Annotated in this window: 14 protein-coding genes and 1 riboswitch; of the genes, 8 read left to right on the top strand and 6 right to left on the bottom strand. The window is 75.1% G+C overall.

All coding sequences use genetic code 11. The features are described from left to right. Positions 1-40 precede the first annotated feature (40 nt). Positions 41-1,375: an LCP family protein gene (locus ADL22_RS26030; RefSeq protein ID WP_066984763.1), complete on the top strand. Its 1,335-nt coding sequence runs from the start codon at positions 41-43 to the stop codon at positions 1,373-1,375. Between the two features lie 61 nt (positions 1,376-1,436). Here ADL22_RS26030 and ADL22_RS26025 read toward each other — a convergent pair whose 3' ends face one another. Further along, a complete protein-coding gene (locus ADL22_RS26025) occupies positions 1,437-1,742 on the bottom strand; it encodes a DUF1876 domain-containing protein (RefSeq protein WP_066984652.1) in 306 nt (101 codons plus the stop codon). 304 nt (positions 1,743-2,046) lie between these two features. On the opposite strand from ADL22_RS26025, the gene ADL22_RS26020 reads away from it, so the two are divergent. After that, the gene (locus ADL22_RS26020) at positions 2,047-3,330 is read left to right on the top strand and encodes an MFS transporter (RefSeq protein ID WP_079064423.1); all 1,284 of its coding nucleotides are present in this window, start codon (positions 2,047-2,049) and stop codon (positions 3,328-3,330) included. Between the two features lie 74 nt (positions 3,331-3,404). Here the strand turns inward: ADL22_RS26020 and cobN are convergent, their stop codons facing one another. After that, complete coding sequence (gene cobN / locus ADL22_RS26015; protein ID WP_066984649.1) at positions 3,405-7,007, bottom strand: cobaltochelatase subunit CobN; 3,603 nt, start codon at positions 7,005-7,007, stop codon at positions 3,405-3,407. Between the two features lie 52 nt (positions 7,008-7,059). After that, a riboswitch (cobalamin riboswitch) is annotated at positions 7,060-7,131 on the bottom strand. Between the two features lie 154 nt (positions 7,132-7,285). Between cobN and cobG the strand changes: the two genes are divergently transcribed. Genes cobG through ADL22_RS26000 form a run of 3 tightly spaced genes read left to right on the top strand, consistent with a single transcriptional unit; the run spans position 7,286 to position 11,006 of the window. After that, a complete protein-coding gene (gene cobG / locus ADL22_RS26010) occupies positions 7,286-8,815 on the top strand; it encodes a precorrin-3B synthase (RefSeq protein WP_234430855.1) in 1,530 nt (509 codons plus the stop codon). Further along, positions 8,812-9,444, top strand: coding sequence for a precorrin-8X methylmutase (locus tag ADL22_RS26005; protein WP_066984644.1), 633 nt, complete (start codon positions 8,812-8,814; stop codon positions 9,442-9,444). Before cobG ends, ADL22_RS26005 begins: the two co-directional genes overlap by 4 nt. Next, entirely contained in the window at positions 9,441-11,006 is a 1,566-nt protein-coding gene (locus ADL22_RS26000; RefSeq protein WP_066984641.1) for a precorrin-2 C(20)-methyltransferase, read from the top strand. The genes ADL22_RS26005 and ADL22_RS26000 overlap by 4 nt, the downstream gene beginning before the upstream one ends. A gap of 25 nt (positions 11,007-11,031) precedes the next feature. Here the strand turns inward: ADL22_RS26000 and ADL22_RS25995 are convergent, their stop codons facing one another. Beyond that, entirely contained in the window at positions 11,032-11,802 is a 771-nt protein-coding gene (locus ADL22_RS25995; protein WP_066984638.1) for a cobalt-precorrin-6A reductase, read from the bottom strand. 17 nt (positions 11,803-11,819) lie between these two features. On the opposite strand from ADL22_RS25995, the gene ADL22_RS25990 reads away from it, so the two are divergent. After that, entirely contained in the window at positions 11,820-13,010 is a 1,191-nt protein-coding gene (locus tag ADL22_RS25990; RefSeq protein WP_066984635.1) for a cobalt-precorrin-5B (C(1))-methyltransferase, read from the top strand. Between the two features lie 50 nt (positions 13,011-13,060). Here ADL22_RS25990 and ADL22_RS25985 read toward each other — a convergent pair whose 3' ends face one another. The 3 genes from ADL22_RS25985 to ADL22_RS25975 form a co-directional block, all read right to left on the bottom strand. Beyond that, positions 13,061-13,471 carry a hypothetical protein gene (locus tag ADL22_RS25985; RefSeq protein ID WP_234430854.1) on the bottom strand — a complete coding sequence of 137 codons (411 nt, stop codon included), beginning with the start codon at positions 13,469-13,471 and terminating at the stop codon, positions 13,061-13,063. Between the two features lie 142 nt (positions 13,472-13,613). Next, a complete protein-coding gene (gene cobM / locus ADL22_RS25980) occupies positions 13,614-14,381 on the bottom strand; it encodes a precorrin-4 C(11)-methyltransferase (RefSeq protein ID WP_066984629.1) in 768 nt (255 codons plus the stop codon). Between the two features lie 22 nt (positions 14,382-14,403). Next, positions 14,404-15,666 (bottom strand): bifunctional cobalt-precorrin-7 (C(5))-methyltransferase/cobalt-precorrin-6B (C(15))-methyltransferase, encoded by a 1,263-nt coding sequence (locus ADL22_RS25975; protein WP_066984626.1) that lies wholly within the window; start codon positions 15,664-15,666, stop codon positions 14,404-14,406. A 607-nt stretch (positions 15,667-16,273) separates the two neighbouring features. On the opposite strand from ADL22_RS25975, the gene ADL22_RS25970 reads away from it, so the two are divergent. Continuing rightward, positions 16,274-17,290, top strand: a complete 1,017-nt coding sequence (locus ADL22_RS25970) for a cation diffusion facilitator family transporter (RefSeq protein WP_066984623.1) — start codon at positions 16,274-16,276, stop codon at positions 17,288-17,290. Positions 17,291-17,400: 110 nt separating this feature from the next. Further along, complete coding sequence (locus ADL22_RS34975) at positions 17,401-18,006, top strand: hypothetical protein (protein ID WP_066984620.1); 606 nt, start codon at positions 17,401-17,403, stop codon at positions 18,004-18,006. The last annotated feature ends 46 nt before the right edge of the window (positions 18,007-18,052 follow it).

Here is an 18,052-nt window from a genome sequence, read left to right as displayed (position 1 = left end):
GGCCGGCGCGGCGCGCTCCCGCAAGGCCGGGAAGACCCGGATGACCCGGCGCGGCAAGGTCGTCGCCTGGACCGGCGGCGTGGTCGGCGTCCTGCTGCTCGGCACGGCCGGGACCGGGGTGTGGGTGTACCAGCACCTGAACGGCAACATCCACGGCGCGGACGTGAACGGCTCGCTCGGCGCGGACCGGCCGGTGAACCTCAGCCCCGGCTCGAAGAACATCCTGGTCGTCGGCTCCGACAGCCGGGCGGGCACCGGCGGGAAGTACGGCAGCGGCCTGACCACCATGCAGTCGGACACGCTGATGCTGCTGCACATCTCCGCCGACCACAAATGGGCCACCGCGGTGTCCTTCCCGCGCGACTCCTGGGTGCGGATCCCGGCGTGCGACAAGGGCGACGGCGGGAAATCCGCCCCGCACCACTTCAAGATCAACGAGGCGTACACCATCGGGGGCCTCGGCGGCGACGCCACCAAGGCGGCCGCGTGCAGCATCAAGACCGTCGAGAAGAACACCGGGCTGCGCATCGACCACTTCGTCTCGCTCGACTTCCAGGGCTTCAAGGGCATGGTCAACGCGCTGGGCGGCATCGAGGTCTGCCCCAAGCAGGCCATCCACGACAAGAAGGCCCACCTCGACATGGACGCCGGCTGCCAGAACATCACCGACGAGAAGGCGCTCGGCTACGTCCGCACCCGCTACAGCGTCGGCGACGGATCCGACCTCGGCCGGATCGGCCGCCAGCAGGAGTTCATGAAGGCGCTCGCGGCCAAGGCCCAGTCCAAGCTCACCAGCCCGACCGACCTCTACGGCTTCCTGGACTCCGCCACCAAGTCGCTCACCACCGACAAGGACCTGGCCGGCGTCAAGCCGCTGTACGACCTCGCCGCCACGGTCAAGGACATCCCCTCGGACCGCCTGACCTTCCTGACCGTGCCGACGTACGGGCGGGAGGCCGACGTGCCCAGCGACAAGGCGAACGTGGTCTGGATGTACCCGCAGGCCGGCGAGCTGTTCAGCGATCTCGCGCACGACCGGGAGGTCGGCGCCGCGGCGAAGGCGAAGTACGCGGAGGCCGCCAAGAACCCCCTCACCGCGCACTCGGTCCGGGTGCGGGTGCTCAACGGCACCGACACCACCGGCCTCGCCGGGGTCGCCGCGCAGAAGCTGCGCCAGCTCGGCTTCACCGTCGTCGCCACCGACAACGGCCGGCCCACCGACACGTCCGTCATCACCTATCCGTCCGCCCTCAAGACCCAGGCCGAGGTGCTCTCCGGCCGGCTCGCGGGCACCAAGGCCGAGGAGTCCGCGCAGGCCGCGCCGGGCGTGGTGACGCTGACCGTCGGGCGGGACTTCGCGCCGGACGACTACTGACGCGCGCGGGGCGCACGGGCGGACGGCGACCTGTCCGCCGGTGCGCCCCGCGGCCGTCGGGTCAGGCGTGCAGCCGCTCGACGGGACGCGCGGTGTGCACCTCGATGTCGTGCGCGGCGCGGCTCAGCAGCTGATGGCTCAGATCCGACAGCGCCCGCGCCACCGACAGCTCGTCCCCGATCGCGGGGACGTTCTCGTCCGCCGGATTGCATCTGGCGGTTCCCTGGCCGACGATCTGCCCGCCCTCCTTGCCGGTCAGCCGGGCCTCCGCCCGCACCTCGCTACCGGACTCGACGATGCTGACCTCGGCGTTCCATGTCTTCGTACCCTCACCCGTGCCGGTCACCGCAGCCTCCTCGTACCGCATGGGAACAGTCCCCACCACCCAGGCTGGCACCGGCACCCGGGCCCCGCACCCGGAAGCCCGCAGCCGCCCGGGCCCGGGGAAAGCGCCACGGCCGGGCACGCCGCGCGATCCGTACGATCGGCCGCCACGGGCTCGGGCCGAGCGGCCGCCGTTCCCCGGCTCGGGTCCGCACCACACGGCGGCGGCAGCGGTCCGGCGCCCCGAACTGAACCGATCCCAGAGGGACTTCCCGCGCGTCCGCGGGCGTCACCACAACGTCGGAAAGCCGCCGGAACCGGCCGGGTCCGGCTGCTGGACTGAGCGCATGACCACCACCGGCAGTCCGCCGACCACCGCCGCCACCCGCCCCCTCCCGCCGCCGGGCCGCACGCCGCTCAAGGGCCGGCTCGCCGTGCTCGCGGTGACGCTGGGCATCTTCACCATCGTCACCGCCGAGATCCTGCCGATCGGGCTGCTCACCCGGATCGGGGCCGACTTCGGGATCTCGGACGGCACCGCGGGGCTGATGATGACGCTCCCGGGCCTCCTCGCCGCCTGCGCCGCACCGGCGGTGACGGTGGCCACCGCCCGGATCGACCGGCGGCTGATGCTCTGCGTCCTCATCGCCCTGCTGGCGCTGGCGGCCTTCCTCACCGCGGCCGCCCCGGCGTACTGGCTGGTGCTCCTCGCCCGGGTCCTGATCGGCGTGGTGATCGGCGGTTTCTGGTCGATCGGGGCGGGGATCGCGGAACGGCTGGTGCCAGCGAGGTCGGCCGCCCGGGCCACCGCGGTGATCTTCTCGGCAGTGCCGCTCGGCTCGGTGCTCGGGGTGCCCGCCGGAACGTACCTCGGCGATCTGGCCGGCTGGCGGACGGCCTGTGCCGCGGTCGGCGCCTTGGCGGTCGCGGTGCTGGTGCTGACCGCGCTGGTGATGCCGCCGCTGCCACCGGTCCGCCCGACCGGTCCGGCGCTGCTGCGGAGCCTGCTGCGCGGCACACACACCCGCTTCGCGCTGGCGATGACGTTCCTGATCGTCCTGGCGCACTTCAGCGCCTACACCTATGTGACTCCGTTCCTGGAACGCACGACGCGTCTCCCGTCCGCCGCGACGGTGACGGTGTTCCTGCTGGTCTACGGCACCGCCGGGGTCGTCGGGAACTTCGCCGGCGGGGCCGTGGTGGCGCGGCGGCCGCGCACCGTCTTCGGCACCGCGGCCGGACTGCTGGCGCTGGCGACCCTGCTGCTGCCGGTCCTCGGCCGGGGACCGGCCGGCGCGCTGGTGCTGCTGGCGGTCTGGGGCGCGGCGTACGGCGCGGTGCCGGTGGCCTCGCAGACCTGGTTCGCCACGGCGGCGCCCGGCACGCCGGAGGCGGCGTCGGTGCTGTTCACCGCGTCGTTCCAGGCCACGCTCGCGCTCGGCGCGCTGGCCGGCGGGCTGGTGGTGGACCATACGTCACCGTCGATGGCGCTGACGCTGGGCGGGGCGACCGCCGTGCTCGTGGTGCTGCTGGCCTGGCTGCACTTCGCCAAGTGGCGTCATTGGGCGCGGCGTTGGGGGGCACCGCAGTCGGGCGGCGTTTCATGTGAAACATTGCGTGGTTTCACGTGAAACATCGCCGCGCGGTACGTGAGGCACCGCGATGTTCCACGTGAAACGCCGCTCTCGGCGCGCCCCGGGCGGGCTCAGTCCTCGCCCTCCAGCTCGCCCTCGGTCTCCAGGAAGGCGTCCCGCAGCGCCGCCAGCGTCTCCGCGTCCGGCTTCTCCCACATCCCGCGCGACTCCGCCTCGAGAAGGCGCTCGGCGATGCCGTGCAGGGCCCAGGGGTTGGCCTCCTGGAGGAACGCGCGGTTCTCCGGGTCGAGGACATAGGTCTGGGCGAGCTTGTCGTACATCCAGTCGGCGACCACACCGGTCGTGGCGTCGTAGCCGAACAAGTAGTCCACAGTGGCGGCGAGTTCGAAGGCGCCCTTGTAGCCGTGGCGGCGCATCGCCTCGATCCAGCGGGGGTTGACGACCCGGGCCCGGAAGACCCGCGAGGTCTCCTCCACCAGCGTCCGGGTGCGCACCGTCTCCGGCCGCGTGGAGTCGCCGATGTACGCCTCGGGGGCCTTGCCCTTGAGCGCCTTGACGGTGGCGACCATGCCGCCGTGGTACTGGAAGTAGTCGTCCGAGTCGGCGATGTCGTGCTCGCGGGTGTCGGTGTTCTTGGCGGCCACCGCGATGCGCTTGTAGGCGGTCTCCATCTCCTCGCGGGCCGGGCGGCCCTCCAGGCCCCGCCCGTAGGCGTAGCCGCCCCAGACGGTGTAGACCTCGGCCAGATCGGCGTCGGTGCGCCAGTCGCGGGAGTCGATGAGCTGGAGCAGGCCCGCGCCGTACGTACCGGGGCGGGACCCGAAGATCCGGGTGGTGGCCCGGCGTTCGTCCCCGTGCGCGGCGAGGTCCGCCTGGGCGTGGGCCCGGACGTAGTTGCGGTCGGCGGGCTCGTCCAGCCCCGCGGCGAGCCGGACCGCGTCATCGAGCAACCCGATGACGTGCGGGAACGCGTCGCGGAAGAAGCCGCTGATGCGCAGGGTGACGTCGATGCGGGGGCGGCCCAGCTCGTCGAGCGGGATGGCCTCCAGGCCGGAGACCCGGCGCGAGGCGTCGTCCCACACGGGCCGGACGCCCAGCAGCGCCAGCGCCTCCGCCACGTCGTCGCCGGAGGTGCGCATCGCGCTGGTGCCCCACAGCGACAGGCCCACCGACTCCGGCCAGTCGCCGTTGTCGTCGCGGTAGCGGGTCAGCAGCGAGTCGGCGAGCGCCTGCCCGGTCTCCCAGGCGAGCCGCGAGGGGACGGCCTTGGGGTCGACGGAGTAGAAGTTGCGGCCGGTCGGCAGGACGTTGACCAGGCCGCGCAGCGGCGAGCCGGACGGGCCGGCCGGCACGAATCCGCCGTTCAGCGCGTGCACCGCGTGGTCGATCTCGGCGGTGGTGGCGGACAGCCGGGGGACGACCTGGCGGGCGGCGAAGTCGAGGACGGCGGCGACCGCCTCCGGGTGGCCCTCGGCGACCCGGTCCACCGCGGCCGGGTCCCAGTCGGCGTCCTCCATCGCCTGGACGAGGCCGCGGGCGGTGGCCTCGGCGTCGTCGGCGGCGGTGCGGGTGGCGGCCGACTCGTCCAGGCCGAGCGCCTCCCGCAGACCGGGCAGCGCGGCGGTGCCGCCCCAGATCTGCCGGGCGCGCAGGATCGCCAGGACGAGGTTGACCCGGGCCTCGCCGGCCGGGGCGGCGCCCAGCACGTGCAGGCCGTCGCGGATCTGGGCGTCCTTGACCTCGCACAGCCAGCCGTCGACGTGCAGCAGGAAGTCGTCGAAGCCCTCGTCGTCGGGGCGTTCCTCCAGACCCAGGTCGTGGTCGAGCTTGGCGGCCTGGATCAGGGTCCAGATCTGCGCGCGGATGGCCGGCAGCTTGGCCGGGTCCATCGCGGAGATCGCGGCGTACTCGTCCAGCAGCTGCTCCAGGCGCGCGATGTCGCCGTAGGAGTCGGCGCGGGCCATCGGCGGGACGAGGTGGTCGACGAGCGTGGCGTGCACCCGGCGCTTGGCCTGGGTGCCCTCGCCCGGGTCGTTGACCAGGAACGGGTAGATGAGCGGGAGGTCGCCGAGCGCGGCGTCCGGGCCGCAGGCAGCGGACAGGCCGGCGTTCTTGCCGGGCAGCCACTCGAGGTTGCCGTGCTTGCCGAGGTGGACCATGGCGTCGGCGCCGAAGCCGCCGTCGGCGGCGGGCGCGGCGATCCAGCGGTAGGCCGCCAGGTAGTGGTGCGAGGGCGGCAGGTCCGGGTCGTGGTAGATCGCGATCGGGTTCTCGCCGAAGCCGCGCGGCGGCTGGATGAGGATCAGCAGATTGCCGCGGCGCAGCGCGGCCAGCACGATGTCGCCCTCGGGGTTGCGGCTGCGGTCGACGAACATCTCGCCGGGCGGCGGGCCCCAGTGCTCCTCGACGGCGTCGCGGAGTTCCTGCGGCAGGGTGGCGTACCAGCGGCGGTAGTCTGCGGCCGGGATGCGGACCGGGTTGCGGGCCAGCTGCTCCTCGGTCAGCCACTCCTGGTCGTGGCCGCCGGCCTCGATGAGGGCGTAGATCAGCTCGTCGCCGTCGCCGGACTCGAGGCCCGGCACCGGCTCGGTGCCGAAGTCGTAGCCCTCCTCGCGCAGGCGGCGCAGCAGCGCCACGGCGCTCGCGGGGGTGTCCAGGCCGACCGCGTTGCCGATCCGGGAGTGCTTGGTCGGGTACGCGGACAGCACCAGCGCCAACCGCTTCCGGGCGGCCGGGATATGGCGCAGCCGGGCGTGCCGGACGGCGATCCCGGCGACCCGGGCGGCCCGCTCGGGGTCGGCGACGTAGACCGGCAGCCCGTCCTCGTCGACCTCCTTGAACGAGAACGGCACGGTGATCAGCCGCCCGTCGAACTCCGGCACCGCGATCTGCGAGGCGGCGTCCAGCGGCGAGAGGCCCTCGTCGTTCTCCTCCCAGGCGGCCCGCGACCCGGTCAGGCACAGCGCCTGGAGGATCGGCACGTCCAGCGCGGCCAGCGCGCCGGCGTCCCAGGACTCGTCGTCGCCGCCCGCGGACGCCTCGGCGGGCTTGGTGCCGCCGGCGGCCAGGACGGTGGTGACGATGGCGTCGGCCGCGCGCAGCTCCTCGATCAGCTCCGGTTCGGGGGCCCGCAGCGAGGCGACGTAGAGCGGCAGCGGGCGGCCGCCGGCGTCCTCGATCCGCTCGCACAGCGCCTCCACGAAGGCGGTGTTGCCGCTCATGTGGTGGGCGCGGTAGTAGAGCACGGCCACCACCGGGCCGTCGGTCCCGCGCGCCGGGCGCTCCAGCGGGCCCCAGGACGGGGCGGCCGCGGGCGGCTCGAAGCCGTGCCCGGTGAGCAGGACGGTGTCGCTGAGGAAGCGGGCGAGCTGGGAGAGGTTCTCCGGGCCGCCGTGCGCGAGGTAGGCGTGCGCCTCGGCCGCGATGCCGACCGGGACCGTGGACGCCTCCATGAGCTGGGCGTCGGGCGCCTGTTCGCCGGTGAGGACCACGACCGGACGGTGCTGGTCCGCGGCCAGCAGGACGTCCAGGCCGTCCTCCCAGGCCCGGATGCCGCCGAGCAGGCGGACCACGACGAGGTCGGTGCCCTCCAGCAGCCCGGGAAGGTCGGCCACATCGAGGCGGGAGGGGTTGGCGAGCCGGTACGGCACGGGTCCCGTGGCCGCGCGGGCGCTGAGCAGGTCGGTGTCGGAGGTCGACAGCAGCAGAATCACGGCGCAGCCTTCCTCGGGGTGTCCACGCCCCGGGTGGTCGTAGGGACGGCGGGAGTTCCTGGCTCACCGGCCGGGGCCGGGTTCACAGTGGCGGGACCGCGCCGGATTCCCACCGGGCTTCCTCCCTTGGCGCCGTCGCTGGCGTCCGGCGGGCCAGCCGACCCACCGACCTGCATAGTAAGGGCTGCGGCCGGGCCGCGGCAGCGGGCCCGGTGGCCTGCGCTCCGCGACCCCTCGCGCCGGTTCCGGGCCCGGCCGGCGTAGGTATGCTCGCCGCCATGCCGCCCTCCCCCTCGCCCCGCCCCGACCTGGCCGCGCCGCCCGTCCGGGACCGCGGCGACGCCTGCCCCGGAGCGCTGCGGCTGCACTCCGCCGCGGACGGCGGCCTCGCCCGAGTCCGGCTGCCCGCCGGTGACTTGACGGCCGATCAGGCCGCCGCGCTGGCGGACGCCGCGGAGCGGCTCGGCGACGGCCACCTCTCCCTCACCTCCCGCGGCAACGTCGAACTCCGCGGACTGCCGGCCGACTGCGGCGGGCAGCTCGCCGGTCTGCTCACCGAGGCCGGGCTGCTGCCGTCCGCGCGCCATGAGCGGATCCGCAACATCCTGGCTTCCCCGCTCGCGGGCCTGGACACCAACACCCCCTCCGACGTGCGGTTGTGGGCCCGGAGCCTGGACGCGCTGCTGTGCGCGAGCGAACCGGCGGCGGCGCTCTCGGGCCGCTTCCTGTTCGTCCTGGACGACGGGCGGGGCGATGTGGCGGGCCTCGGCGGCGATGTGACCTTGCTCGCAGAATCCGGCCGGACGGCTCCGCCGGAGGCCGGGTACGCGCCGGGGGCGGCGTCCGGGCACGGGGCGCTGCTGCGGGTCGGCGACGACCCGGCGGCGCTGCGGATCGCGGCGGACGACGTCCCGCGGGCGGCGCTGACCGCCGCCGAGACCTTCCTCGCCGTCGCCGCGGCCGGCGGCAGCGGCGCCTGGCGGGTCCGGGAACTCCCCGCCGAAGCGCCGCTGACCGCCGAGCAGGTCCGGAACGCCCTGCGCGCGGCGGGCATCGCCGCGGAGTACGCGGAGGTGCCCGGCCCGCCGCCGGCCGCCCGGTTCGCCGACGCCGCGGCGCCCGGCACCGTCGAGGGCCCGGACGGCCGCCACGCGCTGGTGGTCCTGGCACCGCTCGGCCGGCTGTCCGCGGCCCAGTGGCGGCTGCTGACCGCGGCCGCCGCCGATGGCCGCGGCGCGCTGCGCCTCACTCCCTGGCGCGGTATCTGCGTCCCCGGTCTGACGGCCGAGGCGGCGGCGGGCCGGACGCGCGAGCTGGCCGCCGCCGGACTGATCACCGATCCGGAGTCCGTCTGGCGCCGGGTCACCGCCTGCACCGGACTGCCCGGCTGCGCCAAGTCCCTGACGGATGTGCGCGGCGACGCGGCGGCCGCCCTCGACGGGGGCAGCGCCGTTCCGGCGGGCGGCACCGCCGTCCCCGCCGGACTGCCCGTCCACTGGTCCGGCTGCGCCCGCCGCTGCGGCCATCCGCACGGCGCCTGGATCGACGTCCTCGCCACACCGGACGGCTACCGGACCACGGTCGTCCGACCCGGGGCTCCGATCGGGCCCGCTGTTTCACGTGAAACAGCCCGGCCGGACTCGGTTTCACGTGAAACATCGGGCCCCGCCGTGGTTTCCCGTGAAACACCGGGCCCAGGCACCGTTCCACGTGAAACACCGAGCACCGTTTCACGTGAAACATCGGCGTCCCCGGCGGCGCCCGGTTCCCTTTCCACCCCTCAACCCACCACCCCGAGGCCCCAGTGACCGCGTTCGACTACGAAAAGGACGGGGCGGCCATCTACCGCCAGTCCTTCGCCACCATCCGCGCCGAGGCGGATCTCGCCGGACTCCCCGCCGACGTCAGCCGGGTCGCGGTCCGGATGATCCACGCCTGCGGCATGGTCGACCTGGTCCGCGATCTGGCATTCACCCCGGGCGTGGTGGCCAGTGCCCGGGCGGCCCTGCGCGCCGGGGCGCCGATCCTCTGCGACGCGACGATGGTGGCCAGCGGTGTGACCCGCAAGCGGCTGCCCGCGGACAACGAGGTGCTCTGCACCCTCGGCGACCCGTCCGTCCCGGAGCTGGCCGCCCGGATGGGCACCACCCGCAGCGCCGCCGCCCTCGAACTGTGGCGGGACCGCATGGAGGGGGCCGTGGTCGCGTTCGGCAACGCCCCCACCGCCCTGTTCCGGTTCCTGGAGATGATCGAGGAGGGGGCGCCGCGCCCGGCCGCCGTCCTCGGCATCCCGGTCGGCTTCATAGGCGCGGCCGAGTCCAAGGACGCGCTGATCGGCCACCCGTCGAAGCTGGAACACATCGTGGTGCGCGGGCGGCGCGGCGGCAGTGCCATGGCCGCGGCCGCGATCAACGCCCTGGCGAGCGAGGAAGAGTGAGCGTGAGCGAGCAGCAGGCCAGCAGCGGCGCGCCGGAGCAGCCGTCGGCCCCGTCCCGGCAGGCCACCGGCCGCCTCTACGGCGTCGGCCTCGGCCCCGGCGACCCGTCCCTGATGACCGTCCGGGCGGTGGAGGTCATCGCCGAGGCCGATGTGGTGGCGTACCACAGCGCCCGGCACGGACGCTCCATCGCGCGCTCCATCGCCGCGCGCCACATCCGCCCGGACCACATCGAGGAAGCCCTGGTCTACCCGGTCACCACCGAGTCGACCGACCACCCCGGCGGCTACCGCGGCGCCCTGGACGAGTTCTACGAGGCGGCCGCCGAGCGGCTCGCCGCGCACCTCGACGCCGGCCGCACGGTCGCGGTGATCTCCGAGGGCGATCCGCTCTTCTACGGCTCGTACCAGCACATGCACAAGCGGCTGGCGCACCGCTACCCGACCGAGGTCATCCCCGGCGTCACCTCGATCAGCGCCGCCGCCGCGCGGCTGGGCACCCCGCTCGCCGAGGCCGACGAGGTCCTGACCGTCCTGCCCGGCACCCTCCCGGAGGAGGAGCTGACGGCCCGTCTCAGCGCCACGGACTCCGCGGTCGTGATGAAGCTGGGCCGCACCTTCCCCACCGTGCGCCGCGCCCTGGAGCGCTCCGGCCGGCTGCCGGAGGCCCGCTACGTCGAGCGCGCCACCATGGCCGGTGAGCGCACCGGCGCGCTGTCCGACGTCGATTCCGACACCGTTCCGTACTTCTCCGTCGCGGTGGTACCGAGCCGTATCGCCGCCGGCGGCCAGGAGCCGGAGCCGGCCCCGGACCGCGGCGAGGTGGTCGTGGTGGGCACCGGTCCGGCCGGTCCGTGCTGGCTGACCCCGGAGTCCCGCGGGGCCCTGGCCGCCGCCGACGACCTCGTCGGCTACGCCACGTATCTGGACCGCGTCCCGGTGCGCCCGGGTCAGCGCCGGCACGCCTCGGACAACAAGGTCGAGTCCGAACGCGCCGAATTCGCCCTGGACCTGGCCCGCCGCGGCCACCGGGTGGCGGTGGTCTCCGGCGGTGACCCCGGCATCTTCGCCATGGCGACGGCGGTCCTCGAAGTGGCGGCGCAGGAGGCTTACCGCTCCGTCCCGGTGCGCGTCCTGCCCGGTGTCACGGCGGCCAACGCCGCGGCGGCCCGCGCCGGCGCGCCGCTGGGCCACGACTACGCGGTGATCTCGCTCTCCGACCGGCTCAAGCCGTGGGAGGTGATCGCCGAACGGCTCCGCGCCGCCGCCTCCGCGGACCTGGCGCTGGCGCTCTACAACCCCGGTTCCCGCAGCCGCACCTGGCAGGTGGCCAAGGCCCGCGACGTCCTGCTGGAGCACCGCGCGCCGGACACCCCGGTGATCCTCGCCCGGGACATCGGCGGCCCCGGGGAGTCGCTGCGGACCGTCCCGCTCACCGACCTCGACCCGGCGGCGGTCGATATGCGCACGATCCTGCTCGTCGGCTCGTCGCAGACCCGGCGGGTGCGCCGGGACGACGGCACCGAGGCGGTCTGGACGCCGCGGCGGTACCCGGAGCGCTGAGCGGCACCCACGGCCGGCGGCGGCGTCAGCCGAGGAGCGACCGCACCCAGTCGGCCGCCTCCGCCGGACCAGCGGCCACCGGTACGCCCTCGGGGACCGGCGGCCGCTGGACGACCACCACCGGCACCCCGGCTTCCCGCGCGGCGGTCAGCTTGGGGGCGGTCGCCGCGGCACCGCTGTCCTTCGTCACGAGGACGTCGATGCGGTGCGCGCGCAGCAGTTCCCGTTCCCCGTCGAGGGTGAACGGGCCGCGGTCCAGCACGGTCGTCATCCGGGGCGGGTGCGGCGGCTCGGGCGCGTCCACGGAACGGACCAGGAACCACAGGTCCGTGAGGTGGGCGAAGTGCGCGAGGCCCATCCGCCCGGTGGTGAGGAAGACCCGGCCGCCGAGGCCGGGCAGCGCGGCGGCGGCCTCCGCGAGGGAGGCGACCGGGTGCCAGACATCGCCCGGACCGGCGACCCAGCCGGGGCGCCGCAGGGCCAGCAGGGGAACATGGGCGGTGGCCGCGGCCCGGGCCGCGGAGAAACTGATCGTGCCGGCGAAAGGATGGGTGGCGTCGATGAGCACGTCCACGGCGTGCGCGCGCAGCCAGCGGGCCAGGCCCTCGGGGCCGCCGAACCCGCCGATGCGGACCTCCCCGGCGGGCAGCCGCGGCGCCGCCACCCGGCCCGCGAGGGAACTGGTCACCCGCAGCCCCGGCTCCGCCGCGAGCGTCGCGGCCAGCCGGCGGGCCTCCGTGGTGCCGCCGAGGATCAGCACATGGCGGACGGGACCGGGGACGGACGAGGACGGCATGAGCGGCGGGTACCTCCGTGGGTGAAACGCAACCGAAGGGTACGGGAGGCCGCAGCGCGCAGCTCGCCCGCACCGGGCTGCGGCCCGGCTGGACGACCGGTGCCTGCGCCACGGCGGCGAGCACGGCCGCGTACACCGCGCTGCTGAGCGGGGAGTTCCCGGACCCGGTGACGATCACGCTGCCCAAGGGCCAGACGCCGTCCTTCGCGCTCGCGGTGGAGGAGCTGGCCACCGGCGCGGGCCCGGCCACCGCCATGGCCGGGGTCGTCAAGGACGCCGGCGACGACCCCGACGTCACGCACGGGGCGCTGGTGCGGGCCACCGTCCGGGCGCTGCCGGCCGGCAGCGGGGTGGTGTTCCGCGCGGGGCCCGGCGTGGGCACGGTCACCCGCCCCGGCCTGCCGCTGGACGTCGGCGAACCGGCCATCAACCCCGTACCGCGGCAGATGATGCGGGAGCACCTGACCGCGGTCGCGGAGGCGCACGGCGGCCCCGGCGCGGCCGCGGACGTGGCGGTGGAGATCTCGGTCGACCACGGCGAGGAGCTGGCCCGCAGCACCTGGAACCCGCGTCTGGGCATCCTCGGCGGGCTGTCCATCCTCGGCACGACCGGAATCGTGGTGCCGTACTCCTGCTCGGCGTGGATCGACTCGATCCGGCGCGGGGTGGACGTGGCGCGGGCGGCCGGCCGCCGCCATGTGGCCGGGTGCACCGGTTCGACGTCCGAGAAGGCGGTGGTCGCGCTGCACCGGCTGCCGGAGGACGCGCTGCTGGACATGGGCGACTTCGCGGGGGCGGTACTGAAGTACATCCGCCGCCATCCCGTCGACCGGCTGACGATCTGCGGCGGCTTCGCCAAGCTCTCCAAGCTGGCGGCCGGCCACCTCGACCTGCACTCGGCGCGCTCGCAGGTGGACAAGGGCTTCCTGGCCGGGCTGGCCCGGCAGGGCGGGGCGGACGAGGCGCTGGCGGAGGCGGTGGCCGGGGCCAACACCGGCCTGGCCGCACTCCAGTTGTGCGCGGCGGCCGGCGTTCCGCTCGGCGATCTGGTGGCCGCGACGGCCCGTGACGAGGCCCTGGCGGTGCTGCGGGGCGCGCCGGTCGCGGTCGACGTGGTCTGCATCGACCGGGCGGGGCTGGTGGTGGGGCGGGCGGAGCCGCGGGGGCCGGGAGCCCGGACGCACCCGGCCCCGGACGGTTTCACGTGAAACACGTCCCGGCCGGCCGCCCAGGTCCGGCGCCCCGCCAGGGGGCCTGATCACATCCGCGGCAGGGTCTCCCCGCGGCCCATGTCGTCCCGGCCCATGCCGTCGGTGCGGTTGAGCCCGTCACCCCGGCTCATGTCGTCCGCGCGCCCGAGCGAGTCGCCGCGGTCCATCCGCTGGTCGCGCCCGAGGTCGTCGCGGTGCGCCTGACCGGTCCTGCGGTGCTCGCCGCGGTGCTGGCGGGAGGCGTCCTCGCGGGCGGTCGCCATCCGGTCCCGCACGCAGTTGGCGTCCCCGCCGGTGAGCGCGCCCAGCGCGGTGCTGAGGGCGCAGGCCGCCATCTGGATGGGGCTGTCCTTCGTCCGGCGCGGGACGTCCTTGCCGTTGGCGGCGGCGACGGTGCTGCCGGTGAGGGTCAGCAGGGCGGCGGCGACGACCGCCCCGGCGGCCATTCTGGTACGCATCGTGGCGTGCTCCTTTGCGTCGACCCCCCTGGGTGTCGCAGCTTCCTTACCGGCGTCCGGCAGCCGGAAAACGGACTTTCACCCCGATGCGGTCATACGATTCAGCCGTACAGGCCCGCCGCGCCCCGATACTGACGCGTCCTCAGGACCCCTCGGCGCACGGCGCGTGCGGCCGCTCCCGCTCCGGCGAGTAGAGGTGGCTGTCGCGGAACTGCTCGGCCCCCAGCGTCCGGCCGACCATGATCACCGCGGTCCGGACCACGCCGGCGGCCTTCACCTGGCCGGCGATGTCGCCGAGTGTGCCGCGCAGGACCAGTTCGTCGGGGCGGGAGGCCATCGCCACCACGGCGGCCGGGCAGTCCGCGCCGTAGTGCGGCAGGAGTTCGTCCACGATCCGGTCGACGTACATCGCCGCCAGGTGCAGCACCAGCAGCGCGCCGCTGCGCCCCAGAGTGGCCAGGTCCTCGCCCTCGGGCATGGGCGTGGCGCGCTGGGCGACGCGGGTGAGGATGACGGTCTGGCCGACCGTGGGCACCGTCAGTTCGCGCTTGAGCGCGGCCGCCGCCGCGGCGAACGCCGGCACGCCGGGCACGACCTCGTACGGCACCCCCGCCGCGTCCAGCCGGCGCATCTGCTCGGCCACCGCGCTGAAGACGGACGGGTCGCCGCTGTGCAGCCGGGCGACGTCGTGGCCCTCCTCGTGGGCGCGGACCATCTCCGCGGTGATGGCGTCCAGGTCCAGCTGCGCGGTGTCGACCAGCCGGGCGCCGGGCGGGCATTCGGCGAGCAGTTCGCGCGGCACCAGGCTGCCCGCGTAGAGGCACACCCCGCAGGCGGCGAGGGTGCGGGCGCCGCGCAGGGTGATCAGGTCGGCCGCGCCGGGGCCGGCGCCGATGAAGTGGACGGTCATGGTTGTCGGTCTCCTGGGAGGGTTACGAGGGGTCCTGCGAACGGTCCGGCGCGCCGGGCTTCACCGCCGACCACTGGGTGACCGGCATCGCCTGCCGCCAGCCGGTGAAGCCGCCGACCGGCACCGCGTGCGCGACCGCCAGCCGCACCAGTTCGCCGCCGTGGCGCCGGTACCACTCGGTGAGCAGCGCCTCGGACTCCAGCGTCACGGTATTCGCCACGATGCGGCCGCCCGGGGGCAGCGCGTCCCAGCAGGCGTCCAGCAGCCCCGGCGCGGTCAGGCCGCCGCCGATGAACACCGCGTCCGGCACGGGCAGTCCGTCCAGCGCGGCGGGCGCGGGCCCGTGGACCACGCGGAGCGCCGGTACGCCGAGGGCCCGCGCGTTGCGGCCGATCCGCGCCGCCCGTGCCGCGTCCCGTTCCACGCTGACGGCCCGGCAGCTGCGGTGCGCGCGCAGCCACTCGACGGCGATGGAGCCGGAGCCGCCGCCCACGTCCCAGAGGAGTTCGCCGGGCGCGGGGGCCAGCGCGGCCAGGGTGGCGGCCCGGACATGACGCTTGGTCAGCTGCCCGTCGTGCTCGTAGGCGTCGTCGGGGAGGCCCGGCACGACCGGCAGGCGGAGCGCGTCCGGCTCCCGCACGCAGTCCAGCGCGATCACGTTGAGCGGATCACCGGCGGGCCGGTCCCAGCCGGTCGCGGTGCCCTCCGCCAGGTGCTCGTCCGCGCCGCCGAGCTGCTCCAGCACCCGCATCCGGGACGGTCCGAAGCCGCGGTCCCGCAGCAGCGCCGCGACCTCCCCGGGCGTCCCGGCCCCGGCCGACAGCACCAGGACCCGCCGCCCGTCGTACAGCGCCCGCAGCAGGTTCTCCGCGGGCCGCCCGACGAGCGTGACGACCTCGGTGTCCTCCACCGCCCAGCCCAGCCGGGCGCAGGCGTACGCCACCGACGACGGGTGCGGCACCACCCGCAGCGGCCGCCGCACCGCGGCGTCCTCGGCCATCACCTCGGTCAGCGTCCGCCCGATCCCGTAGAACATCGGGTCGCCGCTGGCCAGGACGCAGACCCGCCGCCCGGCATGCGCGGTGAGCAGCCCGGCGACCGCCGGCCGCAGCGGCGACGGCCACGCCACCCGCTCCCCCGCGCACTCCGCCGGCAGCAGCGCCAGCTGCCGCGCCCCGCCGATCAGCACCTCGGCCGCCGCCAGCTCCCGCCGCGCGGCCGGCACCAGCCCGTCCCAGCCGTCGGCCCCGATACCTACGACGGTCAGCGGGAGCGGGTCAGTCACTGCGGGGCACCTCGGGCGCGATGGGGCCGGAACGCGGGTCCGGAACGGTCGGGGGACGGGTGCCGAACTCTACTGACCGGCCGGGCGGCCCCCGCCTCCGGGGAGGACCACCGTGCCCCCGGTGCGCCCCCGCACCCACCCCTGCGCCTCTTGCGCAGAGGTCGCAATTACTTGCTATGACTGACACAGGGACGGAACGCCGTGCGGAGGTATACCGCGCGGTTCCGGGCCGGACAGCGCGCGAGGGGGATCCGCGCGCTGTCCCTTTTTTTGCGGCCGCTCGCTCGCCGCCCGGGCGCCCGGGCGACGTTTCACGTGAAACGTCGCCGGGGGCCTGTCTCACGCGAGACGGCGCCATGTTTCACGTGAAACGACGCCCGCTGTTTCACGTGAAACACAGCCGGATGTTTCACGTGAAACCACGGAGGGTCAGCCGTCCGGCCCGCCGCCCCCTTTCGGCGCGCTTCCCGCCCCACCGCTCTGACCAGGCACGATACGCCGTTCGACGGTAATGACAACGGTCACCGGTGCAGCCTTTGGATCTTTTGCCGAAGTGCGCTTTGCTTCGCAGCGAGGAGCAAGGTGGAGCGAGGGAAGGAGCGCGCCCATGACAGAGCACGCCCACAGCGGTCACAGCCATGCGCACAGCCACACCCACGCCGTCTCCCCGGACGCCGACCGGCGCTGGCTGCGGGCCGCGCTCTTCCTGCTGGTCGCCTACATGGCCGTCGAGGTCGTTATCGGCTTCCTCGCGCAGTCGCTGGCGCTGATCTCGGACGCCGCCCATATGCTCACCGACGCGGTCTCGATCGTGCTGGCGCTGGTCGCGATGCGGCTGGCGGCCCGGCCCGCGCGGGGCGGCTACACGTACGGGCTCAAGCGCGCCGAGATCCTCTCCGCGCAGGCCAACGGCATCACCCTGCTGGTCCTCTCGGTCTGGCTGGCCTACGAAGCGGTGCAGCGGCTGATCTCCCCGCCCGCGGTCACCGGCGGCCTGGTCGTGGTCACCGCGCTCTCCGGTGTGGTGGTCAATCTGATCTGCACCTGGCTCCTGTCCAAGGCCAACCGCTCCAGCCTGAACGTCGAAGGCGCCTACCAGCACATCCTCACCGACCTGTTCGGCTTCATCGCCACCGCGATCTCCGGCCTGGTGGTGCTGGTCACCGGCTTCCAGCGGGCCGACGCCATCGCCTCGCTGATCGTCGTCGCCCTGATGCTGAAGGCCGGTACCGGACTCGTCCGGGAGTCCGGCCGGATCTTCATGGAGGCCGCCCCGGCCGGCATCGACCCGGACGCGCTCGGCGACCACCTCGTCGCCACCGAGCAGGTCGTGGAGGTGCACGACCTGCACATCTGGCAGATCACCTCCGGGCAGCCGGCGCTGTCCGCGCACATCCTCGTCGCGCCGGGTGGCGACTGCCACAAGGTCCGCCGCACCCTGCACGCCCTGCTGAGCACCGAGTACGGCATCACCCACGCCACCCTCCAGGTCGATCACCTCGGCGAACAGGACGAGGACGAGCTGCTGACGCTGGGCCCGGGGCCCGAGAGCGGGCAGCCGTCCGGCAGCCACTGCGACGACTCGCACGGGCCCGTGCACCGGCCGGGGCCGCACCGGCACTGACCCGCCCGCCGACCGGGTGGCCGCACTCGGGTGAACCCCGCTCCGTCTCCGGCCGCGAGCCGCCCCGCCGCACGGCCGCGGTGCTCCGATGGCCGCATGAGGATGTCGGCATGAGAACCGCCGCCGCGCTCGCGGTGCTGTGCGCCGCCGTGCTCCCCGCACCGCACGCCGCCGCGCCCGCCCCGCGGACCCCGCCGGCCCCGGCGGTGTCGGTGGCGGTGACCGACGGCGTCGACCGCGCCGAGCCCGGTATGCGGCTCGACTACCGCGTCACCGTCCGGAACCTTGGCACCGCCGATCTGCCCGGCGCGCGGATCGAGCAGGAGCTGCCCGCCACCACCGCCTCCGCGACCGCCACCGGCGGCACCGCCGAACAGGACGGCGCGGGCGGCTGGCGGGCCGTCTGGCACGCCGACCTGCCCGCCCATGGCGTCCGGGACTTCTCCGCGAGCGCGGTGCTCGGCACCCGCCGGGACGCGGGCACCGGCGCGGCCGCGGGCACCCTGCGGGCCGCCACCACGGTCTGCGTCCACGCCGGCCGGTCCGCGGCGCCCCTGGCCTGCTCGGGGGATCTGGACGACCTCCCGGCGCCGGGCGCCGAGCCGGAGGAGGCGGGCGGCCGCACGGGATGGGCGGTGGCCGCCGCGGCCTGCGCGCTGTTCGGCCCCGGAGTGGTCCGGGCTGTCCGGCGCGGACGCGCCCGGCGGGCCGACTGAACGGCGCGCCGTGGGGGCCTCCGGTCCGACCCGCGACCACCCGTGC

The organism is Streptomyces sp. NRRL F-4489 (assembly GCF_001509485.1).
Lineage (GTDB): Bacteria > Actinomycetota > Actinomycetes > Streptomycetales > Streptomycetaceae > Streptomyces.
This window is presented reverse-complemented; position numbering and strand designations above follow the sequence as displayed.